At 75.7% G+C, this 20,583-nt stretch carries 24 protein-coding genes and 2 pseudogenes; 8 read left to right on the top strand and 18 right to left on the bottom strand.

Features of this window, described 5'->3' with window-relative positions; translation table 11 throughout:
• The gene (locus KPF47_RS19780; RefSeq protein WP_224390221.1) at positions 1–639 is read left to right on the top strand and encodes a bifunctional 2-polyprenyl-6-hydroxyphenol methylase/3-demethylubiquinol 3-O-methyltransferase UbiG; all 639 of its coding nucleotides are present in this window, start codon (positions 1–3) and stop codon (positions 637–639) included.
• Positions 640–698: 59 nt separating this feature from the next.
• Here the strand turns inward: KPF47_RS19780 and KPF47_RS19775 are convergent, their stop codons facing one another.
• Both KPF47_RS19775 and KPF47_RS19770 read right to left on the bottom strand, forming a co-directional pair.
• The gene (locus KPF47_RS19775) at positions 699–1,502 is read right to left on the bottom strand and encodes a methyltransferase domain-containing protein (protein ID WP_224390220.1); all 804 of its coding nucleotides are present in this window, start codon (positions 1,500–1,502) and stop codon (positions 699–701) included.
• A gap of 21 nt (positions 1,503–1,523) precedes the next feature.
• Positions 1,524–1,898: a DUF2256 and DUF3253 domain-containing protein gene (locus KPF47_RS19770; protein WP_224390219.1), complete on the bottom strand. Its 375-nt coding sequence runs from the start codon at positions 1,896–1,898 to the stop codon at positions 1,524–1,526.
• A 60-nt stretch (positions 1,899–1,958) separates the two neighbouring features.
• Here KPF47_RS19770 and KPF47_RS19765 point away from each other — a divergent pair, with 60 nt between their 5' ends.
• The gene (locus KPF47_RS19765; protein WP_224390218.1) at positions 1,959–2,486 is read left to right on the top strand and encodes a DUF2269 family protein; all 528 of its coding nucleotides are present in this window, start codon (positions 1,959–1,961) and stop codon (positions 2,484–2,486) included.
• A gap of 46 nt (positions 2,487–2,532) precedes the next feature.
• Here KPF47_RS19765 and KPF47_RS19760 read toward each other — a convergent pair whose 3' ends face one another.
• The 3 genes from KPF47_RS19760 to KPF47_RS19750 form a co-directional block, all read right to left on the bottom strand.
• Entirely contained in the window at positions 2,533–3,375 is an 843-nt protein-coding gene (locus KPF47_RS19760; protein ID WP_224390217.1) for a shikimate dehydrogenase, read from the bottom strand.
• 22 nt (positions 3,376–3,397) lie between these two features.
• A complete protein-coding gene (locus KPF47_RS19755; RefSeq protein WP_224390216.1) occupies positions 3,398–4,036 on the bottom strand; it encodes a nicotinamide mononucleotide transporter family protein in 639 nt (212 codons plus the stop codon).
• Between the two features lie 108 nt (positions 4,037–4,144).
• Positions 4,145–5,572 (bottom strand): PLP-dependent cysteine synthase family protein, encoded by a 1,428-nt coding sequence (locus tag KPF47_RS19750; RefSeq protein WP_224390215.1) that lies wholly within the window; start codon positions 5,570–5,572, stop codon positions 4,145–4,147.
• Between KPF47_RS19750 and KPF47_RS19745 the strand changes: the two genes are divergently transcribed.
• The 3 genes from KPF47_RS19745 to KPF47_RS19735 all read left to right on the top strand — a co-directional run bounded on the left by KPF47_RS19745 (position 5,573) and on the right by KPF47_RS19735 (position 8,671).
• Entirely contained in the window at positions 5,573–6,325 is a 753-nt protein-coding gene (locus KPF47_RS19745; RefSeq protein ID WP_224390214.1) for an SDR family NAD(P)-dependent oxidoreductase, read from the top strand.
• A 121-nt stretch (positions 6,326–6,446) separates the two neighbouring features.
• Complete coding sequence (locus tag KPF47_RS19740; protein WP_224390213.1) at positions 6,447–7,571, top strand: NDMA-dependent alcohol dehydrogenase; 1,125 nt, start codon at positions 6,447–6,449, stop codon at positions 7,569–7,571.
• A 20-nt stretch (positions 7,572–7,591) separates the two neighbouring features.
• Complete coding sequence (locus tag KPF47_RS19735; protein ID WP_224390212.1) at positions 7,592–8,671, top strand: dipeptidase; 1,080 nt, start codon at positions 7,592–7,594, stop codon at positions 8,669–8,671.
• A gap of 132 nt (positions 8,672–8,803) precedes the next feature.
• Here KPF47_RS19735 and KPF47_RS40260 read toward each other — a convergent pair whose 3' ends face one another.
• Both KPF47_RS40260 and KPF47_RS19725 read right to left on the bottom strand, forming a co-directional pair.
• On the bottom strand, positions 8,804–10,315 hold the full coding sequence (locus KPF47_RS40260) for a GDSL-type esterase/lipase family protein (RefSeq protein ID WP_224390211.1): 1,512 nt from the start codon (positions 10,313–10,315) through the stop codon (positions 8,804–8,806).
• A 116-nt stretch (positions 10,316–10,431) separates the two neighbouring features.
• Positions 10,432–10,926 (bottom strand): DUF309 domain-containing protein, encoded by a 495-nt coding sequence (locus KPF47_RS19725; RefSeq protein WP_224390210.1) that lies wholly within the window; start codon positions 10,924–10,926, stop codon positions 10,432–10,434.
• A 37-nt stretch (positions 10,927–10,963) separates the two neighbouring features.
• On the opposite strand from KPF47_RS19725, the gene KPF47_RS19720 reads away from it, so the two are divergent.
• A complete protein-coding gene (locus KPF47_RS19720) occupies positions 10,964–11,725 on the top strand; it encodes an SDR family oxidoreductase (RefSeq protein WP_255660073.1) in 762 nt (253 codons plus the stop codon).
• Between the two features lie 20 nt (positions 11,726–11,745).
• On the opposite strand, the gene KPF47_RS19715 is transcribed toward KPF47_RS19720, so the two are convergent.
• Genes KPF47_RS19715 through KPF47_RS19705 form a run of 3 tightly spaced genes read right to left on the bottom strand, consistent with a single transcriptional unit; the run spans position 11,746 to position 14,228 of the window.
• A complete protein-coding gene (locus KPF47_RS19715) occupies positions 11,746–12,663 on the bottom strand; it encodes a TIGR03854 family LLM class F420-dependent oxidoreductase (protein ID WP_224390209.1) in 918 nt (305 codons plus the stop codon).
• A 39-nt stretch (positions 12,664–12,702) separates the two neighbouring features.
• Positions 12,703–13,629, bottom strand: coding sequence for a TIGR03854 family LLM class F420-dependent oxidoreductase (locus KPF47_RS19710; protein WP_224390208.1), 927 nt, complete (start codon positions 13,627–13,629; stop codon positions 12,703–12,705).
• A gap of 11 nt (positions 13,630–13,640) precedes the next feature.
• Positions 13,641–14,228 carry a TIGR03086 family metal-binding protein gene (locus KPF47_RS19705; RefSeq protein WP_224388559.1) on the bottom strand — a complete coding sequence of 196 codons (588 nt, stop codon included), beginning with the start codon at positions 14,226–14,228 and terminating at the stop codon, positions 13,641–13,643.
• A gap of 172 nt (positions 14,229–14,400) precedes the next feature.
• On the opposite strand from KPF47_RS19705, the gene KPF47_RS19700 reads away from it, so the two are divergent.
• Entirely contained in the window at positions 14,401–14,733 is a 333-nt protein-coding gene (locus KPF47_RS19700) for a DUF3817 domain-containing protein (RefSeq protein WP_224388561.1), read from the top strand.
• A 147-nt stretch (positions 14,734–14,880) separates the two neighbouring features.
• Here the strand turns inward: KPF47_RS19700 and KPF47_RS19695 are convergent, their stop codons facing one another.
• The 6 genes and pseudogenes from KPF47_RS19695 to KPF47_RS40245 all read right to left on the bottom strand — a co-directional run bounded on the left by KPF47_RS19695 (position 14,881) and on the right by KPF47_RS40245 (position 18,632).
• The gene (locus KPF47_RS19695; protein WP_224388563.1) at positions 14,881–15,366 is read right to left on the bottom strand and encodes a hypothetical protein; all 486 of its coding nucleotides are present in this window, start codon (positions 15,364–15,366) and stop codon (positions 14,881–14,883) included.
• The gene (locus KPF47_RS19690; protein ID WP_224388565.1) at positions 15,359–15,634 is read right to left on the bottom strand and encodes a helix-turn-helix transcriptional regulator; all 276 of its coding nucleotides are present in this window, start codon (positions 15,632–15,634) and stop codon (positions 15,359–15,361) included. The genes KPF47_RS19695 and KPF47_RS19690 overlap by 8 nt, the downstream gene beginning before the upstream one ends.
• Positions 15,635–15,675: 41 nt before the next feature.
• Positions 15,676–16,503 (bottom strand): SWIM zinc finger family protein, encoded by an 828-nt coding sequence (locus KPF47_RS19685; protein ID WP_224388567.1) that lies wholly within the window; start codon positions 16,501–16,503, stop codon positions 15,676–15,678.
• Complete coding sequence (locus tag KPF47_RS40255) at positions 16,496–17,092, bottom strand: C-terminal helicase domain-containing protein (protein ID WP_308015438.1); 597 nt, start codon at positions 17,090–17,092, stop codon at positions 16,496–16,498. Before KPF47_RS40255 ends, KPF47_RS19685 begins: the two co-directional genes overlap by 8 nt.
• 84 nt (positions 17,093–17,176) lie before the next feature.
• Positions 17,177–18,414 (bottom strand): annotated as a pseudogene (locus KPF47_RS40250) (DEAD/DEAH box helicase); the annotation flags it as partial.
• The gene (locus tag KPF47_RS40245; protein ID WP_308015436.1) at positions 18,333–18,632 is read right to left on the bottom strand and encodes a hypothetical protein; all 300 of its coding nucleotides are present in this window, start codon (positions 18,630–18,632) and stop codon (positions 18,333–18,335) included. The pseudogene KPF47_RS40250 and the gene KPF47_RS40245, both read right to left, overlap by 82 nt.
• Before the next feature lie 98 nt (positions 18,633–18,730).
• On the opposite strand from KPF47_RS40245, the gene KPF47_RS40240 reads away from it, so the two are divergent.
• Positions 18,731–19,486 carry a hypothetical protein gene (locus KPF47_RS40240; protein ID WP_308015435.1) on the top strand — a complete coding sequence of 252 codons (756 nt, stop codon included), beginning with the start codon at positions 18,731–18,733 and terminating at the stop codon, positions 19,484–19,486.
• Between the two features lie 99 nt (positions 19,487–19,585).
• On the opposite strand, the gene KPF47_RS19675 is transcribed toward KPF47_RS40240, so the two are convergent.
• Positions 19,586–20,206 carry an alpha/beta hydrolase gene (locus KPF47_RS19675; protein ID WP_224388571.1) on the bottom strand — a complete coding sequence of 207 codons (621 nt, stop codon included), beginning with the start codon at positions 20,204–20,206 and terminating at the stop codon, positions 19,586–19,588.
• A pseudogene (locus KPF47_RS19670) lies at positions 20,206–20,583 on the bottom strand (VOC family protein); the annotation flags it as partial. The pseudogene KPF47_RS19670 and the gene KPF47_RS19675, both read right to left, overlap by 1 nt.

The raw sequence follows: 20,583 nt of genomic DNA, 5'->3' as shown, positions 1-20,583 counted from the left end.
GTGTCCGACCACGCAGCGCGCGACCACACCGGCCCCCGCACCGGGTCCGGGGGCCCGGCCCCCGGTGGGCTCCCCGAGGACTGGGCGGCCTGGCGCAGCCGGGTCGACCTCGGCGACTACGACCGCAGGTGGGCGGCGATGGCCGCGGCGGGGGAGAACCCGCACGGGGAGGCCGACCTGGTCTGCGCGCTGCGCGGGGACGGTCCGGTGCTCGACGGCGGCTGCGGCACCGGCCGCGTCGCGATCGAGCTGGACCGGCGCGGCGTCGCGGTGACCGGCGTCGACCCGGACCCGGACATGATCGCCGCGGCCCGGGCCAAGGCGCCCGCGCTGCGCTGGGTCACCACCGGCCTGGAGGCCCTGGACCTGCCCGACCGTTTCGGTCTGGTCGTGCTGGCGGGCAACGTGATCCCCTACGCCGACGATCGGGCGGGGGTGGTCTCCGGCTGCGCCCGGCACCTGCGGCCGGGCGGCCTGCTGCTCGCCGGGTTCAGCACCCGGCCCGGCTGGCCCACCCCCGACGACCACGACGCCTGGTGCGCCGCGGCCGGGCTGGACCCGGTCGCGCGCTGGTCGACCTGGGACCGCGCACCCTGGTCCGGCGGCGACTACGTGGTCGCCCTGCACCGCCGGGACTGAGCCGGGTCCGAGCCGGGTCCGACGCGGTCCGGGCCGGGCCCGCGCCGGGCGGGGCCCGCTCAGCCGGGTACCCGGCAGAGTACCTCGCCGTGCGGGATGACGATCCAGCCGTCGGGGTGTGCGGCCCACTCGCGCCACGCCGCGGAGATCCCGTCCAGCTCGGAATCCTGCGCCAGCCCGCGCTCGACGGCCATCCGGCCGACGCCGGTGTGGATGCGGTCGGCCCACATCCCACCCCAGTCCGCGCGGGCCTGCGGGGTCGCGTGGCACCAGACCGACGCCGACGGGGTCACCTCGGCGAACCCGGCGGCGTGCGCCCAGCCGAGCAGCCGTCGTCCGGCGTCGGGCTCGGCGTCGTTGCCGCGGGCGACGGCCCGGTACAGCTCCAGCCAGCGGTCCAGCCGCGGGTCGTGCGGCCACCAGTGGAACCCGGCGTAGTCGGCGTCGCGGGCGGCGACGATCCCGCCCGGGCGGGCGACCCGGCGCATCTCCCGGAGCACCGCGACCGGGTCGGACACGTGCTGGAGCACCTGGTGGGCGTGCACGACGTCCCAGGTGTCGTCCGGATCGGACAGGGCGTAGCCGTCGTCGACGGCGAACTCCACGTCGAGACCGCGGGCGGCGGCGCCGGCCCGGGCCTGCTCCAGCGGTCCGGGCACCACCTCGACCCCGCGCACCCGGCCGGGGGCGACCCGCTGCGCCAGGTCCGCGGTGATGCTGCCCGGTCCGCAGCCGACGTCGAGCAGGCTGGTGCCGGGCGTGAGCCGGTCCAGCAGGTAGGCGCACGAGTTCTCCGCGGTGCGGGCCGCGTGCGACCGGACGACGACGCTCGGATGGCCGTGGGTGTAGGTGTCGCGGGGCACCGGGCCAGCCTGGCACGGCGCTCAGCCGGGCACGCGGCGGATCCGGATCGGGCCCCTGGCCGTCGACGGGTCCACGACCCGGCCGGACTGCACGATCTCGACGCGCCCGGCGTCGACGAGCCGGCGCGCGGCCATCCGCGCCGGCTCCATGAGGTCGCGCCAGCCGTCGGGGTCGACGGCGCGGGCCGCCTCGGACGGGCAGATCGTCGCCCCGTTGCGGCGCCGGTCGAGCAGGTCGGTGATCGCCGCCTCCAGCGCGGTGTCGACCGGGCGGACCTTCCGCCGGCGGCAGCCCTGCGAGCAGTAGCGCACCTGCTCCCAGTCGTCGGCCCACTTCCGCCGCCACTCGATCCGCCGCCCGCAGACCACGCAGCTCCTGTCCTCCACGACCGCCATCGTCGTCCTGTCCCCGGTGCTCCGCTCGCCGGCATCTATCAGGTACCTTATTCTCGGCCCATGGCGCGGGTGCGGAAACGGGTGCGGCAGCTGCTGGTCTTCCTGCACGTCGCGGTGTCGGTGGGGTGGATGGGTGCGGGTGCGGCGAACGTCGTGCTCGCCGGGGTCGCGCTGGGCGCGGACCCGGCCACCGCGGCCGCCGCCTACCGGTTCGTCGACGTCGTCGACTGGTGGCTGGTCATCCCGCTGGCGTTCGCGGCGCTGGTCACCGGGGTGGTCGTCGCGGTCGCGAGCCCGTGGGGGCTGACCCGCCACTGGTGGGTGCTGGTGAAGCTGGTGCTGACTGTCGCGGTGATCGTGTGGAGCACCCTCGCGGTGGGGGTGTGGGTGGAGGAGAGCGTCGTGGCGTTCGCGGCGGGGGAGACCGCGAGCCCGGTCGGCGGGGCGCTGGTCACCGGCGCCGCGCTGAACATCGCGGCGTTCCTGTTCATGACCTGGGCCTTGGTGGCCACGCCGTGGGGCAGGACCCCGTGGGCGCCGGCGCGCCGTCGTGTCGCGCGGGGGCCCGCGGCCCGCACCCCGGCCTGATCCCCACCGCCGGCCGGGCGGGGTGCGGGATGCGGGGGGGGGGGACTCAGCTGCGGGCGAGCACGGCCGCGTCGAGCGCCTCGCGCATCGCGGCCTCCGGGCCCGGGCGCCCGGTCATGAGCTCGACCTGGGCGACCGCCTGCTGCAGCAGCATCTCCAGGCCGGACACGATCCGCGCCCCGGCCGCCGCCGCACCGCCCGCGACGGCCGTCGGCCACGGCGCGTAGACGGCGTCGAGCAGCACGGTCCCCGGCTGCCAGCGCGCGCCGGCCAGTGCGTCGGCTGCCCCCGCCGGGAGCGTCGAGACGACCGCGTCGGCGCCCTCGAGCAGCCGGGCCGCGGCGGGCGGGTCGGTGAGCACCGCGTGCACCGACACCTCGGTACCGAGGCGCTCGGCGGTCCCGCGCAGGTCCGTGGCCCGCCCGGCGTCGCGGACCAGCACGTCGACGGCGTCGACCTCCATGTCGTGCAGCGCTGCGACGGCGGCCTGCGCCGTCCCGCCCGCGCCGAGTACGACGGCGCGCCCGTCGCCGGCACCGGCGGCGCGCAGCGAGCGGACGATGCCGGTGACGTCGGTGTTGTGCGCGGTCGTGCCGGTGCTCTCGAAGACCAGGGTGTTGCCCGCGCCGATCGCGGCCGCCCCCGGCGCGACGTGGTCGGCGACCGCGAGCAGCACCCGCTTGAGCGGCATCGTCAGCGACAGCCCGGCCCACTCCGGCCCCAGCCCGGCGACGAACCCGGCCAGACCGGCCTCGTCGACCTCGTGCCGGCCGTAGTGCCAGCCGGTCAGCCCGAGCGCGGTGTAGGCGGCGTTGTGCAGCGCGGGGGAGAGCGAGTGGGCGACCGGGGACCCGAGGACGGCGGCGCGGCGGACGGGGGACGTGCTCATCCGGGCAGTATCGCGCGGCGGCTCAGCCCGTCCGCGACGGCTCCCGCTGCGCGGCCGCCACGGTGCGCCGTGCCCGCGCCCAGCTCCACCACCCGTGCACGACCAGCCCGGCGAACACGACGTAGACCGCGGCGGAGAACCACAGCCCCGAGGCCAGCTGCAGCGGCACCCCGACGGCGTCGACCAGCAACCAGATCGCCCAGAACTCGATGAACCGCAGACCCTGGGCCAGGAACGCGACCGCCGTGCCGACGAAGATCGCGGCATCGGGCCAGGGTGCCCAGCTGGCGTCGAGCGCGTCGAGGACCAGCGCCATCACGACCGTGCCGCCGACGAGCAGGCCGGCCAGCCCGAGCCGCTGCGCGGTGCCGGCCCGGCGCACCGCGAGGCCGTAGACCGGGTCGCGCCTGCGCAGCCACGCCAGGAGCCCGAACACCGAGATCGCGAGCACGATGACCTGCCGGAACGCGAGCCCGCCCAGGTGCGCCGAGGCGTAGACGGTGAACAGCAGCACGCAGGCCGCCATCTGCACCGGCCAGGTCGCGAGACTGCGCCGGCGGGCCAGGAAGACCACGGCGATGGCGCCGATCTGCCCGACGAGCTCGGCCCACGACACGAACTGCCCGAACGCGGTCAGTCCGTGGTGCAGCAGGAGGTCCACGGCGGTCCCCTTCCCGGACGCGGCGGGCGCGCCCCGTGACAGCACACAACGACCGCGCCGCTCCCGCCCATCCCCGCCCGGTCCGGTGTGAGCGGACCCACACCACCCTCAGTCGAGCCGGTCGCGGCGCACCTGGGTGACCGCACGGCCGTCGACCAGGACCAGGACGGGGTCGTGCGGACCGACGGCGTCGGCGTCGAGGCGCGCGAGGGCCGCCACGGTGGACTCCCCGTGGCCGACGGTCGCGGGCGGCGGACCGGCGTGCGCGCCGATCCGCTCGTCGGGCCGCAGCCCCACCAGGGCGCCGGGCCGGACGGTCCCGATCACGTCCGGTGCCGACCAGGTCGCGGCGTCGGTGTCGCGGGGCAGCACCACCGGGACCGCACCGCCGGGCCCGACCCGGTCCGCTCTCGCGAGCAGCGCGCCGACGGTCGTCGTGGCCGGCGCGACGAGCAGGCCCGGTGGGTACGGACCGACCGTGTCGCGCACCCGGGGTCCGGTGACGGCGTCGAGGAACCCGAGCCGGGTCAGCCAGTCGTCGTCGAAGTACTTCGACAGGTAGATCCGTCCGGAGTCCGGCAGCACCGCGACCACCAGCGCGTCCGGCCCGGCCGCGGTGGCCACGCGCAGCGCCGCGGCCACCGCGGTCCCCGACGAGCCCCCGACGAGCAGCCCCTCGGACCGCGCGAGCGCGCGGACCGTGCGCAGCGACTCCCCGTCGCCGATCCGCTCGACGCGGTCGTGCACCGCCGGGTCGTACACCTGGGGCCAGGTGTCGGTGCCGGTCAGCGGGTGCAGGTAGTGGCCGACGGCCTCGACGTAGTACGGGCTGCCGTCGCCACCGCCGTAGCGGGAGGTCCACGGGGCGGCCGCGACGACGGTCACGCCGTGACGGCGCAGGTACCTCCCGGCGCCGGTCAGGGTGCCGCCGGTGCCCACCCCCGCGACGAGGTGGGTGACCCGGCCGCCGGTCTGGGCCCAGACCTCCGGGCCGGTCGTGCGCTCGTGCACCGCCGGGTTGGCCGGGTTGTCGTACTGGTCGGCGAGCCAGCCACCGGGGGTCCCGGCGGCGATCCGGCCGGCCAGCCGTCGCACGTGGCGCGGGTCGTCCTGGGGGACCAGCCCCGGCGTGGCGACGACCTCGGCGCCGTAGGCCCGCAGCAGCGCCTGCTTCTCGGCGGTGGTGCGGTCGGGCACCACGAACACCGCCCGGTAGCCGCGGGCCGCCGCCACCATCGCCAGGCCGATGCCGGTGTTGCCCGAGGTGCCCTCGACGATCGTGCCGCCCGGTCGCAGCGCCCCGGACTCCTCGGCGTCGAGGACCATCGCCAGCGCGGCCCGGTCCTTGACCGAGCCGCCCGGGTTGGTCCACTCGGTCTTCACCCAGACCTGGGCGGCCCCCTCGGGCACGAGGCGGCGCAGCCGGACCAGCGGGGTGGCCCCGACCGCGTCGAGCACCGAGTCGTACACCGCACCGGCTTCCCCGTCCCACCCCATGACGAGGATGGTCCGCCGCCGGGTGGGAGGCTGCACCACGTGGGTGGTGCGGAGCGGACGGTCCTGGTCCTGGGTGGTCGCAGCGAGATCGGGCTGGAGGTCGCCGAGCGGCTCGCCACGGACGCCGGCACGGTCGTGCTGGCCGCCCGTCGTCCGGAGGCGTTGAGCGCCGAGGCGGCCCGGGTCCGGGCCGCGGGCGCCGCGGTGGACACGGTCGCCTTCGACGCCGACGACCTCGCAGGCCACCGCCCGCTGCTCGACGACGTGACCGCGCGGCACGGCCGGATCGACGTCGCCGTGGTGGCGTTCGGGATCCTCGGCGACCAGGCCCGCGCCGAGACCGACGCCGCGCACGCCGCCGCGATCGTGCACACCGACTACCTCGCCCAGGTGCACCTGCTCACCGAGCTGGCACAGGTGCTGCGCGCGCAGGGGAGCGGGACGCTGGTCGTCTACTCCTCGGTGGCCGGCGTGCGGGTACGGCGCGCCAACTACGTCTACGGCAGCGCCAAGGCCGGGCTCGACGGGTTCGCCTCCGGCCTGGCCGACGCGCTGCACGGGACCGGGGTGCGGCTGGTGCTGATCCGCCCGGGGTTCGTCGTCGGCCGGATGACCGAGGGGATGAGCCCGGCGCCGCTGTCGTCGACACCCGCGCAGGTCGCCGACGCGACGGTCCGCGCGGTCCGGCGCGGGCGGGGCAACGCCGACGTCTGGGTGCCCGGCACCCTGCGGCTGCTGTTCCTCGGGCTGCGGCTGCTGCCCCGCGCCGTCTGGCGTCGGATGCCCCGTTAGCGACTCGGTCTACAGGCGAACGGTGTCCCGCGATCTGCGTGTGGCACTTCCCCTGGAGTGACCGGGCTCATATCGTCGCGTGCGCATCCCCCTGAGACGACGAGGTCCGAGGAGAACCACCGTGGGACACACCCGTGGAGCAATCGTCCGCAGCGCACCGGGCAAGTACGAGGTCGTCGACCTGGAGATCGACGACCCGCGTCCCGGCGAGATCGAGGTCAGGATGGTGGCGTCGGGCCTGTGCCACTCCGACGACCACATCGCCACCGGCGACATCCCGGTCGGCACCTACCCCTTCGCCGGCGGTCACGAGGGCTCCGGCATCGTCACCCGGGCCGGCGCGAACAAGAAGGGACTCAAGGAGGGCGACCACGTCGTCTTCTCGTTCCTGCCGTCCTGCGGGCACTGTCGCTGGTGCGCCAGCGGCATGCAGAACCTGTGCGACCTCGGCGCCGGGCTGCTCGCCGGCACCCGCTGGGAGGAGCCCACCACCCGGCTGCGCCTGGCCGACGACGGCACCCCGGTCGGCCAGATGTGCGGCATCTCGACCTTCTGCGAGACCACCCTGGTCTCCGAGGACTCCTGCGTGAAGGTCCCCGACGACATCCCGCTGGAGGTCGCCTGCCTGGTCGGCTGCGGCGTCGGCACCGGCTGGGGCTCCGCGGTCAACGCCGGCGGGGTGCAGCCCGGCCACACCACCATCGTCATGGGCATCGGCGGCATCGGCATCAACGCCGTGCAGGGAGCCCTGCACGCCGGCGCGGCGAACATCATCGCCGTCGACCCGGTCGCGCTGAAGCGGGAGAAGGCCCAGGAGCTCGGCGCCACCCACGCGGTGGAGACGATGGAGGAGGCCACCGAGATCGCCAAGCAGTTCACCAACGGTCAGGGCGCCGACCAGACCGTCGTCACCGTCGGCGTGGTGAAGCCCGACCACATCGGGCAGGCGATGGCCTCGATCCGCAAGGCGGGCACCGTGGTCGTCACCGCGCTCGGCGACATCAACTCCACCGAGCCGCTGCCGGTGTCGCTGGCCGACGTCACTCTGTTCCAGAAGCGCATCCAGGGCGCGATGTTCGGCATGTCCAACCCGAACTGGGACATCCTGCGCCAGCTGGAGCTCTACCGGGCCGGTGCGCTCAAGCTCGACGAGCTGGTCACCAGCACCTACACCCTGGACCAGGTGGCGACGGCCTACGAGGACATGCACGCGGGCAAGAACATCCGCGGCGTCATCCGGTACTGAGCCCTGGCAGGCTCCGGGGCATGGTCTACGTACTCGACGGACACAACGACCTGCCCTGGGCGCTGCGCGAGCTCTCCGGCGGCGACCCGGCCCGGGAGCCGGACGTCGCCGCCGGGGACCCGCGGCTGCACACCGATCTCCCGCGGCTGCGGGCCGGCGGGGTCGGCGCCCAATTCTGGTCGGTCTACGTGCCCGGCGAGCTGGGCCACGACGAGGCCGTCACCGCGGTGCTGGACCAGGTCGACCGGGTGCGGCGGCTGCTCGCCGCCCACCCGGACGGCCTGGGCGCGGCCGACACCGCCGACGACGTCGACGCCGTCGTCGCGTCCGGGCGGGTCGCCTCCCTGATGGGGGCCGAGGGCGGGCACTGCATCGCCGACTCCCTCGCCGTGCTGCGGATCCTGCGCGGGCTCGGGGTGCGCTACCTGACGCTGACCCACAACCTGAACAACAACTGGGCCGACTCGGCCACCGACACACCCCGCCACGGGGGGCTCTCGGAGTTCGGGCGCGAGGTCGTCGCCGAGATGAACCGGATCGGCATGATCGTCGACCTCTCGCACGTCGCGCCGACGACGATGCACGACGCCCTGGCCGTCACCACCCGGCCGGTGCTGTTCACCCACTCCGGCGCCCGCACCGTCACCGACCACCCGCGCAACGTGCCCGACGACGTGCTGGCGGCGCTGCCCGGCAACGGTGGCGTCGCGATGGCGACGTTCGTGCCGCGCTTCGTCTCCGGCGAGGTCACCGCCTGGGACGGCCGGCTGCGCGAGGCCATGGCCGCCGCCGGGGCGGACCACCGCGACCTCGACGCCCGCACCCGCTTCGCGTCGTCCTGGGACGGCCCGCCCGCCCCGCGCGCGACCCTGGCCGACGTCGTCGCCCACGTCGAGCACCTGCGCGAGGCCGCGGGGGTCGACCACGTCGGCATCGGGGGCGACTTCGACGGCACCGCCGAGCTGCCCGACGAGCTCTCCGACGTCTCCACCTACCCGCGGCTGCTCGACGCGCTCGCCGACCGCGGGTGGAGCGCCGAGGACCTGGCGAAGCTCGCCCACCGCAACGCGCTGCGCGTACTGCGCGACGCCGACGCCTGACCGCCGCCGCGCGCCTCGCCCCGCCGCCCTGGCGCCCGACCGCCGCCGCCCCGGTGCCCCGGCGTCGGGGTGCTCCCGGGACCCCCGTGGCCCGGAACGCCGCCCCGGGGCGGGGAGTGCGCTGGTCGTGGGTCAGGGCGTGCCGGTGGGGCGGTCGGACGCGAGCGCCGCGGCGGCGGAGGCGGCCATGCGCAGCGACCCGATCGCGGTGGGGTGGAAGGGGTCCGGGGTGGCGAGGCCCATGATGTCCGGCGGCATCCGGTCGCGGTCCGGGTCGCACAGCGGGGCCAGGCTCGGTGCGGCGACGGAGAACCCGACGCGGGCGGCGCCGTCGGTCAGCACGTCGTTGAGCCTGCGGTTGCGCTCGGCGAGCAGGTCGAGCTTGGCCTGGTCCAGGCCGGGGGTGCCGACCGGTCCGCGCATGTCGGTGCACGTCGGGTCGAACCGGGCCGGGAACGGGTCGTAGGACAGCGCGACCACCACACGAGGACGTCCCGGCAGCGTGTCGAGGTCGGTGAACAGGGCCCCGACGTCACGGGCGAACCCGGCCAGCCGGGACTCGAACTCGCCGTCGGAGAGCCGGTCGTCGCAGGTCGCGAGGCCGTAGCAGTACAGCAGGAAGTCCGACCAGGCCAGGTCGTTCGGGCCGACCGCGACGACCACCCACTGCAGGTCCCGGACCTGCTTGAGCCGTCCGACCTGCGGATCGACGGTGACTCCCTCGCGCAGCTGCGGTCCGCGGAGCCCGGTCGCCACGCCCGCCCCGGCACAGGCGAGGTTCAGCACCTCCTCGCCGCGCAGCCGGGCCAGCTCGGCGGCGGTGGAGTCGGTGCTGCGCCCGCAGGCCCGGTCCTCGGGGGTGACGGTGCCGTCGTCGCGGCGCAGCGGCGGGCCGCCGATCCGGGCCGCGCGGGAGTCCCCGATCACCGCGCCCGTGACTCCGGTGACCGCGGGCCCGACCGGCGACGGGGTCACCGTCGCCGCCCCGACCAGGTCGGTGAGCGAGGTGACCCGCCCCAGGCCGGTGAGGGTGCCGTGCAGCGCGGCCACCCCGGCGCCCGCCCACAGCAGCACCGACGCCGCCACCGCCACCACCGTCATCCGCCCGATCGGCCCGGCCAGGTCGTCCCAGTGCACCGGCCGGTACCGGCGGGTGCGGGCCCGGCGCAACGCCAGCAGCAGCCGGGCCGTCGCCATCAGACCGCTGCCCAGCAGTGCGACCAGCACGATCCCCGTGGCACCCCACAGGTACCAGGTCACGAAGCCCTCACCGAGGTCGCGGACCGCGTCGCCGGCGCCGTCGACGGTGTGCGGGCCCAGCACCGGGCCGTTGTCGGCGGGCCGGGTCAGCGGGCCGATCGACAGCCGTGGCCGGATCGGGCCCCACACCTGCACGGTCGTCAGGTCGAACTCGGCGTTGCCGAGCTGGGCGATCTGGGCGGGGCCGGACAGCGACAGGGGCGGTACCCGGGCGCCGACGCCGACGTCCTGGCCGAAGACCTGCACGTGGTTCTCCGGCGTCAGCATGATCACCAGCGGGACGCCGACGACGGCGACCAGCGCGAGCAGCAGCAGGGTGGGGAGCGACCGGGCCTCGCGCAGCAGCGCGCGTGGCCAGGACCGGGAGGGGGGACGGGCGGGCACCGTCAGTGCGCGGAGCGGGACACGGGCGGGGTGGGCACGGGCCCATGGTGGCCCGGGGGCCGGGCCGGAGTCACGGACGTCGCGGGGTGGCGTCGGACTCCCCGGCGCCCGCAGCCTCAGTCCTGCCGCAGCCGGGGCGCGAGCCGCGCCGCGGTGACGACGCCGGGGCCGTCCCGTTCGACGTCGTCGGCGAGGGTCTCGGCGTGGGCGACCAGGCCCGCCAGGTCCAGTCCGGCGGGTGCGGCGACGTCGAGCACCCGCCACAGCCGCACCCCCTCCACGCCGCGGCGCAGCAGCGCGACGCTGCCCCGGGCGTTCCCGCGCTGGGCGTGGGTCAGCCCGACGGCCAGCTGGGCCAGCGCCCGCCACAGCTCGCGGGTGTCGTCCCCCGCGTCCTTCCACGCGCCCTCGAGGACCTCGTGGGCGTGGAAGGGCAGGCCCGAGTCGAGCAGACGCTGGGCCTCGGAGACGGCGTCGTCGGGGGACAGCGTCAGGTCCTCGGGCACCCGCTCGACGCCGGGTGCGCCGTGCGGGAGCGGACGTCCGGCGGCGTCGCGGGGGCGGGCGTTGCGGGCACGGCCCCGGTCGTCGCGGTCGCGGGAACGGGTCATGGCTGCGAGCGTGCCAGCTCTCCGGTTAGCGTGCGTCATGATCACAGATCTGTTCGACGTCCGCGGCAGGGTCGCCGTGGTCACCGGCGGCACCAGCGGCATCGGCCGCATGATCGCGGGCGGTCTCGCCGAGGCCGGGGCGCGCGTGTACGTGTCCAGCCGCAAGGCCGACGCCTGCGCCGGGACCGCCGCCGAGATCGGTGGCACCGGCATCGCCGCGGACCTCTCCTCGGAGGACGAGTGCGTCCGCCTGGCCACCGAGGTGGGGGAGCACGAGGACCGGGTGCACCTGCTCGTCAACAACGCGGGCGCGACCTGGGGTGCGCCGCTGGAGGAGTTCCCGGCGCACGCCTGGGACAAGGTGCTCGACCTCAACCTGAAGGCGCCGTTCTTCCTGACCCGGGCGTTCCTGCCGTTGCTGGAGGCCGCCGGGTCCGCCGACGACCCGGCCCGCGTGATCAACATCGGCAGCATCGACGGGCTGCGGGTGCCGGAGCTGCCGAACTACAGCTACTCGGCGAGCAAGGCGGGGGTGCACCAGCTGACCCGGGTCCTGGCCCGCGACCTCGCCGGTCGCGCCGTCACCGTGAACGCGATCGCCCCCGGGCCGTTCCCGTCGCGGATGATGCGCGCCACGCTGGAGGCGGCCGGTGACGCGATCGCCGACTCGGCCCCGCTCGGGCGCCTGGGGAAGCCCTCGGACGTCGTGGGGGCCACCCTGTTCCTGGCCGGGGCGGCCGGGGCGTACGTGACCGGCGCGGTACTCCCGGTCGACGGGGGTATCTCGACCACCCGCTGAGCGCCCGCGCCCCGGGCCGCTCAGCCGGACTGCAGCGGACCGAGCGCGGCGGTGAACCGGTCGAGGAACGCCGGCCAGTCCGCCACCGGCCCGGTCGGGCGGACGACGAACTTGGTCAGGCCGCCGTCGGCGTGCCGGCGGGCCAGCTCGGCGACGCCGTCCCAGCCGACGCCGACGATGTCGCGCCAGTCCGCGTCCGGACGCTGTGCGCCGGCCAGCGCCCGGGCCCGGGCGAGGTCCGCGCCGGGTGGGGCGACCCACAGGTTGGTGCCGTAGTGGTCGTCGTCGATCGCGCGGCCCGCGTCGCGGGCGGCGGTCTCGATGATCCCGCGGGCCCGGGCGGTCTCGGTAGGGGTGAGGAAGCTGGCGAGCCAGCCGTCGGCGAGGCGCCCGGCACGCCGCAGCCCGGCGTCGGCGCGCCCGCCCACCCACAGGTCGGGCGGGGCGGCCGGACGGGGCAGGACCGTGGCGTCGTCGAGGGTGACGAACTCGCCGTGGTGGGTGACCGAGTCCTCGATGAGCAGCCTGCGCAGCACGACCAGGGACTCCTCGAACACCGCGGCACGCCGGCCCGGCACCGGGTACAGCTGCCGGTCGCGGGGCCGGGCCGCCTGCAGCCCGAACACCGGCAGGATCCGCCCGGGCGCGAGCACCGCCAGCGACGCAAGCTCGGCGGCCAGCAGCATCGGGTTGCGCCCGGGCAGCACCGTGAGGCTGGTGCCGACCTTGAGCGTGCGGGTGCGGGCCGCCGTCCAGGCGCTGCCGACGAGGGGGTCGACGACCGACGTCGACGCGATGTCGGCCAGCCACAGCGAGTCGACCGCGGACGCGTCGAGGGCGTCGAGCAGCTCGTCGAACTCGTCGGCGAAGGTGGGCAGGTCGCGGGCCTCGACGAGGCCGAGACCGATGCGGACCGTGCCGTGCGGGGAGGCGACCACTCACTCACCGTAGGTGATCGGTCACCGCGCCGGGGTCGCTCAGCCCGACTCCAGCGGGCCCAGCTCGGCGACGAACTGGTCGAGGAACCGGGCCCAGTCCCGCGCCGGCGCGGCCGGTCGCACGACGAACTTGGTCAGACCGCCCGCGACGTGCCTGCGGATCTGCTCGGCGGCGCCGTCCCACCCGCGGGCCACCAGCTGCTCGGGGTCGGCGTCGGGCCGTTGCTGGGCGGCACGGTGCAGCGCGCGCTCGGCCGCGACGCCGGCCCCGTCGCCCGGCAGGACGACGGTGATGTTGGTGCCGTAGTGGTCGTCGTCGATCGCGCGGCCTGCGTCGCGGGCCGCGCCCTCGATCACGGTACGCGCGCGGGCGGACTCGTCGGGGGTGAGGAAGCTGCCCAGCCAGCCGTCGGCGAACCGCCCGACCCGGCGCAGCCCGACCTCCGCGCGTCCCCCCAGCCACAGGTCCGGCGGCCGGGCCGGGCGCGGTGCGACCGTCGCGTCGTCGAGGGTGAAGAACTCGCCGTGGTGGGTCACCGAGTCCTCGGACAGCAGCCGTCGCAGGACCACCAGGGACTCCTCGAACACCGCGGCCCGGCTGCCGGGCACCGGGAACAGCTGGCGCTCCGACGGCGTCGCGGCACGGATGCCGAACGCGGGCAGGATCCGTTTCGGTGCCAGCACCGCCAGCGACGCGAGCTCGGCCGCCAGCAGCATCGGGTTGCGACCGGGCAGGATCGTGACACCGGTGCCGACCTTGAGCGTGCGGGTGCGGGCCGCCGCCCAGGTGGTGCCGACCATCGCGTCGACACCGGGGGCGGAGACCAGGTCGGGCAGCCACAGGGAGTCGATCCGGGCGCGCTCGAGCGCGTCCACGAACTCGTCGAACTCCGACCCGGGGTCGGTGGCCTGCAGCCCCACCGAGCCGACGCCGATGCGGACCTTGCCGTGCGGGGACGTCACCACGTCGGTCGACGCTACCCCGCGTCGGGGCTCCGGCGCGGGTCGCGGCCGCTGTTGCCCAGCGCCCGGTGGAACGGCGGCGCATCGGCCGGGACCGGGACCACCGGCCCGAACAGACCCTCCCGCGACGCCTCCTGGCCGGGTGCGGACATCGCGGTGGTGAACTCCAGTACGGCGGCGACGGCCTCGTCGTCGGGGGTGAACGGGCGGCCGGTGGCCACGGCGAGGTCCCAGCCGTGCAGGACCAGCTCGTCGAGGGCGATGACCCCGGCGACGTCGGCGGGCAGGTCCAGACCGCCCGCCGCGGTGAAGCCCTCCCAGGCGGCCGGTTCGCGCCACGCCTGCGCCAGCGCGGTGAGCCGGGCCGGGATCGCGGTCCGCCAGTCCCCGACGAGATTGCCGGCGTCGGCGCTCGGCGCGGTACCGGCGGCCTCGGGGGACTTCTCCGCCGCGACCCGGAACGCCCACGCCAGACCGTGCAGGTGGTCCAGCAGCGCGGCGACGGTCATGCCGTCGCAGGGCGTCGGGTCGTGGAGCTGGTCGTCGCGGACTCCCACGACGATGTCGGCCACGGCGCGGGCGGTCGGAACGAGATCGGGCACGGGCTACCTCCGGTCGGTCGGGGCCCTGCGATCGCGGGGCCCCGTCTGCTCCGACCGTCGGCAGGACGCCGACTCATCGCCCGCCGTGTTGTTCGACACCCGGTAGAAGGTGGTGTGCGGGATGCGGCAGAGTGGACGACGACGTCCCGTCCGCCTGGAGGAAGCACCCGTCATGAACGACCCGTCACTCGTCGCCAAGGTCTTCCGCGCCGTGGCGATCGCCGAGGCGCTGTCCTGGACCGGCCTGCTGATCGGCATGTTCGTCAAGTGGATCCTGGCCACCTCCGAGCTCGGGGTGCAGGTCATGGGGCCGATCCACGGGGCGCTGTTCGTCGCCTACGTGGTCGTCACGCTGTGGACCGCCCGGCTGTTCCGCTGGGACCTGCGCACCGTCGTGATCGGTCTGCTCGCCAGCATCCCGCCGCTGACGACGATCTGGTTCGAGCGGCACGCCGGGGCGACCGGCCGGCTCGATCCGGCGCGGGCCCGGGCCGTGACCGGCTGAGTCCTCCCGGACCGCGCGCCGCGCTTGACGACGCAGGTAAGCCTAGGCTAACTTCAGGTCGTCGCTTGGTGGTGGGAGCGGCGCGTCAGTTCGGGACGAGGGCCCGGTCGCTCGACCACGGCGACCGGGCCCTCACATATTTCCAGCTCATCGCTCGCTCGGGACGGGCTTCCGGATCCACCACAGGTGCAGTCCCAGGCCGGCACCCGTGGCGACGGCGAGCAGTACGACGTAGAGCCCGGTGTCGGCGAGGTCGCCGCCCACCCACCAGTGGACAGCCCCGGCGACCACCACGAGCAGCGGCAACAGCAGCAGCGCGCGGAGCGTCTCCGCTCGCTCCCGCTCGGGTGTCACGTGTGTCCCGTACAGGGCTCGACCGACCGCCCGTGCGACCAGCCACACGGCGACAAGGCTCAGTACCAGTACGAGCACGGCACCGGACCAGGTCGCCCCGGAGGCATCCCGCAGTCCGAGCGGGCGGCCCAGTAGAACGACCACGCCGAGCGCCCCCGCGACGACCACCACCTGCATCTCCAGGCAGCGGCGCCGCAGCAGCACCAGCTCCGCGCGCTCGTCGGTCTCGTTCCTGATCTGGCGCTGCGTCTCGCGCAGGGCCGTCCACGGACTAGGCATCCCGGCCTCCCGTCTTCGCTGCGTCACGCCGGGCGCGGATCCTGTCGGCCTCCGCGGCGGGCAGCGCGAACAACTGCTCCACCGGGGTGTCCAGCGCGACCGCCAGTCGCAGTGCGACCGCCGTCGACGGGTTGTATCCGCCGGCCTCGATCTCCACCACGGTCTGGCGGCTCACGCCGACCAGTTCGCCCAGTCGTCGTTGGGTCAGACTCGCCCGGCGTCGCGCTGCGGCGACGTCGGATCGCACATCGGCGGGGAGCCTGCCCATGCGACAGCTTTACCCGACATGGGTCGGGTCTACCCGACCTTTCACGCGTCCGGATGGGCCAGCGCCCGGTACACCGGCCGCAACGCGTCGGTCAGCCGCCCGCCGTTCGCCCGCAGGGACGGCTCGGGCACCTGGTCCAGGACCGCGCCCGGCTCGGTGTCCGGCGGGCGCGGGGGAGCGGAGCCGGGCGCCCCCTCCCAGAAGTCGTCCAGCAGGACCGCCAGCGGCACCGGCCCGGACGGCGCGGATCGGCCGCCGGTGCGGTCGCGCTCGGACCGCAGCCGCTCCAGCAGCGTGTCCCGGTCGCGTCCGCGCAGGGTGAGCAGCGTGAACGGGTCGGTGTCGCACCGCTGGGCCAGCACGTAGAACACCGCGGCCAGGTGCTTGCACGGCACGGTGTGGTCCGGGCACGAGCAGTCCTGTGCGAGGTCGGCGACGTCGGCCGGGAACAGCGACAGGCCCAGGCCGTCGAGCAACTCCTCGATCTCGGGGGGCACGGTGCCCGACAGCAGCGCCGCGGTGTACCAGGCGTCGGCGGCCAGTGCCTGCTCCACGCCCCGCCACTCCGTCTTGTCCCACACCCGCAGCCCGATGCGCACCCGGTAGGGCTGCGGCCGGGTGCCCTGCACCAGTGCGACCACCGCGCCCGCGTCGACGTCGAGCGACACGATCTGCCCCGACCGGGCGTAGCTGCGGCCACGCGAGAGCCGCCCGCCGACGCCGAGGCGTTCCAGCACGGCCAGGAACCGCGCCGACCACCAGGTCCGGGCGACCGCACCCCGCGTCGCGTGGATCCGGATCCCGCCCTCGACGCGGCGCGGCGGCCCGCCGGTGAAGTCCTCCTGCGCCCAGAACGGCCGGTCACTCATCGCCGCCCCCTGTGTCCTCGTCGGGATCGGCCACCGCGTCCGAGCCGAGTGCGAACACCGCGCGCAGCTCGGAGGTCGACAGCGACGTCAGCCAGTCCTCCCCGCCGGTCACCACCATGTCCGACAGCGACCGCTTCGCGGTGACCAGCGCCTCGATGCGCTCCTCCACGGTGCCCGGGCACACGAACCGGCGCACCTGCACCGCGCGCCGCTGCCCGATCCGGAACGCGCGGTCGGTGGCCTGGTCCTCCACCGCCGGGTTCCACCACCGGTCCAGGTGGATCACGTGGTTCGCCGCGGTCAGGGCCAGCCCGGTGCCGCCCGCGCGCAGCGAGAGCAGGAACAGCGACGGCCCCTCGCCGGACTGGAACCGCTCCACCATCTCGTCGCGCCGCTTCTTCGAGGTGCCGCCGTGCAGGTAGAGGACCTCGGTGTCGAACCGTGCCGACAGGTGCGGTCGCAGCATGGCGGCGAACTCGGTGTACTGGGTGAACAGCAGCGCCCGGTCCCCGGCGGCGAGCACCGGCTCCAGGAGCTCCTCGAGGCGGGCGACCTTGCCCGAGCGGTGCCGCCCGCCCGAGCGGTGCATCGGGGACCCGTCGTGCAGCAGCTGCGCGGGGTGGTTGCAGACCTGCTTGAGCTTGCTCATCGCCGCGAGCACGTTGCCGCGGCGCTCGATGCCGTCGCTGTCCTCGATCTTCTCCATCATGTCGTCGACCACGGTCCGGTACAGCGACGCCTGTTCCCGGGTGAGCCGGTGGTCGGCCACGATCTCGATCTTCTCCGGCAGGTCGTCGATCACCGTGGGGTCGGTCTTGACCCGCCGCAGCAGGTACGGCCGGGTGATCCGGCGCAGCGTCCGTGCCACCCCGGCGTCGCGGTGGCGTTCGATCGGCACCGCGAACCGCTGCCGGAACACCTCCGGCACCCCGAGCACCCCGGGTTGAGGAAGTCCATCACCGACCACAGCTCGGCCAGCCGGTTCTCCATCGGCGTGCCGGTCAGCGCGACCCGGTGGGCCGCGTCGAGCGACCGCATCGTGCGCGACGCCGCCGCGTGCGCATTCTTGATCATCTGGGCCTCGTCGAGCACGAGGCGGTGGAACCGCCACGCCCGCAGGTCCTCGGCGTCGCGCGTCGCGGTCGCGTAGGTGGTGACGACCAGGTCCGCCGCGTCGAGCGCGGCGTGCAGGGCCGCACCGCGCGGCCGGGAGGCGCCGTGGTGGGCGTGCACCCGCAGGCCGGGGGCGAACGTCGCGGCCTCCCGCTGCCACGTGCCGACCATCGACATCGGGCACACGATCAACGACGGCGCGCCGGTCGGCCCGTCGGCCCGGTCGTGCGCCTCCAGGGCCAGCAGCTGCACGGTCTTGCCCAGGCCCATGTCGTCGGCCAGACACGCCCCCAGCCCCAGCGAGGACAGGAACGCCAGCCACGCCACCCCGCGCTCCTGGTAGGGGCGCAGCGTCGCGGTGAACCCCGGCGGTGCCGGAACGGGTGTCAGCGTGCGGTCGGCGGTGCCCTCCAGCAGCGCCCCCAGGTCCCCACGGGCCGACACGTCGGTCACCGGGAGGGGGGCGTGGGCGTCGCCGCGGGCCGCGGCCAGTACCTCCCCGACCGTGGGCGGCCGGTCCCGGTGGCGGCGCAGGAAGTCCAGCCCCTGCGCCAGCGCCTCGGCGTCCACGGCGACCCAGCGTCCGCGCAGCCGGACCAGGGGCGCCTTCGCGGCCACCAGCGCGGAGATCTCCGACTCGCCCAGCTCCTCGTCGCCGACGGCGAGCGACCAGCGGAACTCCGCCAGCTCGTCGCGCCCCAGGCCACCGCGGGTGATCACCCCCGGGGCGGGGGCCGACGAGGCCGACAGCCGCAGCCCCAGCGGACGGCGCCCGTCCCAGCCGCGCGGCAGCGCCACCCCGAACCCGGCCGACAGCAACGCCGGCGCGTCCCGGTGAGGAACCGGTGCGCGCCGGTGACGTCGAGCGGCAGCCCGGTCGGCCGGGCCCGGCGCAGCGCGGGCACGAGATCCGGCAGCACCTGCGCCGCCCGGCCCAGCTCCGCCAGCAGCACGTCCTGCGCGCCGGACACCAGCGCGTCGCCCTCCCCGGCCCAGACGCCGGCCGCGTCGAACACCAGGCTCGGGTCCTCGGTGGAACGCAGCGCGAACTGCAGCTCCCACGGGTGCCGTCACCGGTCTGGTCGTCGAGGTCCGGGCCGGGGTCCGCCGGGTCATGCAGGGTGGACACCTCGGCGAGCCGGAACAGGGCGGTCGCGGCGCCGGGCTGCTCGCGCCCGACGTCCTCCCACACCGTGAGCGCCTCGCGCAGCACCTGCAGCCCGGCCCCGGTCGCGGGCAGGTCCGCCGACGGTCCGGTCAGTGCGTGCAGCAGGGCCGCCGGCGCGTCCGGCCGGGCGGGCAGCGGGAGCGGCATGGTGGCACTGCGCCCCAGCCGCTCGCGGACCGCGGTGTCGGTGAAGCGGGCCAGCGCGGCGTCGACCAGGGTGTCCGGGTCCTGCCCCGCGACGTCGCCCGGGCGGCGCTGCTCGGCCCGCGCGACCGGGGGCAGCCGACGGACGAGGTCCGCGCGGGCGACCGCGTCCAGCCCCTGGACGACCGGGCGCCAGCGCGCCGCGGGCCGGCCGGACTCGGTGAGCAGCACCGGCAGGACCCGGCCGCGGGCGGCCAGCTCCTCGGCGAGCTGCGCGAGGTCGGCGAGGTGGGTGAAGCCGGCGCCGTAGCGGACCTCGGGGGAGGGGTCGGTGAGCTCGGAGGGGTCGACGACCACCGCGGGCACCGTCCACGGCGCCAGCGTCGGCGCGCCCCGGCCGCGGGTGCGCGGCCGGGAGCGGACCAGACCGGGGGAGTCCTGCGGCCCCGACGGGTACGAGGGCAGCAGCACCGTCACCGACGCCGGCTTGCCCGGGTGGATCGCGGCCAGCGCGTCCGAGGGCACCGCGAACGGGTGCGGCCGCGCCGTGCGCAGTGACCGGCGGTCGGTGCGCGGGCTCCGCTCGCCGTCCTCCGCCCACAGCAGGACGCCGCGGGCGGGGGAGTGCAGGGCGTGGACGACGAACACACCCCCACGCTAGAGGCGACCCCCGACAGCCACCGCGTGCAGGAGCCCGGCCGCGGCCGCGCACGCCTCGTCGGTGACCACGTGCTCGTCGCCGTCGTCGATCCGCAGGTCCACCCGCGCACCCGCCCCGGTCAGCAGGACCGCGGTCTCCTCGACCCGGTGCGCGGGCACCCACGGGTCGCGCGAGATCGACCGCAGCACCGCCGGGGTCGGCGCGAGCGACCCCGACGGCGGGGCGGGCACCGGGTCCGGGCCGACGAACCCGCCGGTGAACACGACCAGTCCCGCGCACGGGCGTGGGTCGCGCACCAGCAGGTGGTGCGCGACCACACAGGCGCCCTGGGAGAACCCCCACAGCACCACCCGGTCCCGGCCGACCCCCTCGTCCGCCAGCCGGGCCAGCCGGTCGTCGACGACGTCGAGCGCGCGCAGCAGCGCGTCCCGGTTCTCGTCGAACGGTTCGAGGAACGGCTTCGGGTACCAGCTGCCGCCCGGCGCCGCCGGGGCGACGAACCGGGCGGGCACGTCCCCGAACCGCGCCGCGGTGGCGCGCATGTCGCCGGGGTCGCGCCCCCGCCCGTGCAGGGCGAGCACGACCAGCGGCGCCGCGGGGTCCCCCCAGGTGGTCATCAGGCCTCGATCGGTTCCAGCTTGGCGAAGATCTCCTCGCGTCGGTCCTCGAACTGCTCCGGCAGCTGGAACCGGGTGCCCAGCTCGTGCGGCGACTCGTCGCAGGTCCAGCCGCCCTCCTCGTGGGTGACGGCCAGCTCGAACAGCGCCCCGCTCGGCGTCCGGACGTAGACGCTCTTGAAGTACTTGCGGTCCTTGAGCTCGGAGATGTCGGTGTAGCCCGCACCCTCGATGTCGAACTTCACCGCCTCCTGGTTCGCCAGGTCCGACACGTTCCACGCGAAGTGGTGATAGGTGCCCGCGCCGTAGCGCCAGGTGCCCTGGTCCTCGCTCCGGTTGACGGTGATCTCCAGGGGTTGCCGACCTTCGCGTCCCCG

The sequence above is a fragment of the Pseudonocardia sp. ICBG1293 genome (assembly GCF_020131355.1).
Taxonomy (GTDB): domain Bacteria; phylum Actinomycetota; class Actinomycetes; order Mycobacteriales; family Pseudonocardiaceae; genus Pseudonocardia.
Note: the sequence above shows the minus strand (reverse complement) of the source record. Positions and strands in the feature narration are given on the sequence as shown.

What these genes read in the sequence shown, in the direction of transcription:
- KPF47_RS19770 (WP_224390219.1), bottom strand. Translation starts at nt 1,898, where the DNA reads ATGGCGGTCGTGGAGGACAGGAGCTGCGTGGTCTGCGGGCGGCGGATC.
- KPF47_RS19765 (WP_224390218.1), top strand. Translation starts at nt 1,959, where the DNA reads ATGGCGCGGGTGCGGAAACGGGTGCGGCAGCTGCTGGTCTTCCTGCAC.
- KPF47_RS19760 (WP_224390217.1), bottom strand. Translation starts at nt 3,375, where the DNA reads ATGAGCACGTCCCCCGTCCGCCGCGCCGCCGTCCTCGGGTCCCCGGTC.
- KPF47_RS19735 (WP_224390212.1), top strand. Translation starts at nt 7,592, where the DNA reads ATGGTCTACGTACTCGACGGACACAACGACCTGCCCTGGGCGCTGCGC.
- KPF47_RS19725 (WP_224390210.1), bottom strand. Translation starts at nt 10,926, where the DNA reads ATGACCCGTTCCCGCGACCGCGACGACCGGGGCCGTGCCCGCAACGCC.
- KPF47_RS19720 (WP_255660073.1), top strand. Translation starts at nt 10,964, where the DNA reads ATGATCACAGATCTGTTCGACGTCCGCGGCAGGGTCGCCGTGGTCACC.
- KPF47_RS19700 (WP_224388561.1), top strand. Translation starts at nt 14,401, where the DNA reads ATGAACGACCCGTCACTCGTCGCCAAGGTCTTCCGCGCCGTGGCGATC.
- KPF47_RS19695 (WP_224388563.1), bottom strand. Translation starts at nt 15,366, where the DNA reads ATGCCTAGTCCGTGGACGGCCCTGCGCGAGACGCAGCGCCAGATCAGG.
- KPF47_RS19690 (WP_224388565.1), bottom strand. Translation starts at nt 15,634, where the DNA reads ATGGGCAGGCTCCCCGCCGATGTGCGATCCGACGTCGCCGCAGCGCGA.
- KPF47_RS19685 (WP_224388567.1), bottom strand. Translation starts at nt 16,503, where the DNA reads ATGAGTGACCGGCCGTTCTGGGCGCAGGAGGACTTCACCGGCGGGCCG.
- KPF47_RS40255 (WP_308015438.1), bottom strand. Translation starts at nt 17,092, where the DNA reads ATGCACCGCTCGGGCGGGCGGCACCGCTCGGGCAAGGTCGCCCGCCTC.
- KPF47_RS40240 (WP_308015435.1), top strand. Translation starts at nt 18,731, where the DNA reads ATGCAGGGTGGACACCTCGGCGAGCCGGAACAGGGCGGTCGCGGCGCC.
- KPF47_RS19675 (WP_224388571.1), bottom strand. Translation starts at nt 20,206, where the DNA reads ATGACCACCTGGGGGGACCCCGCGGCGCCGCTGGTCGTGCTCGCCCTG.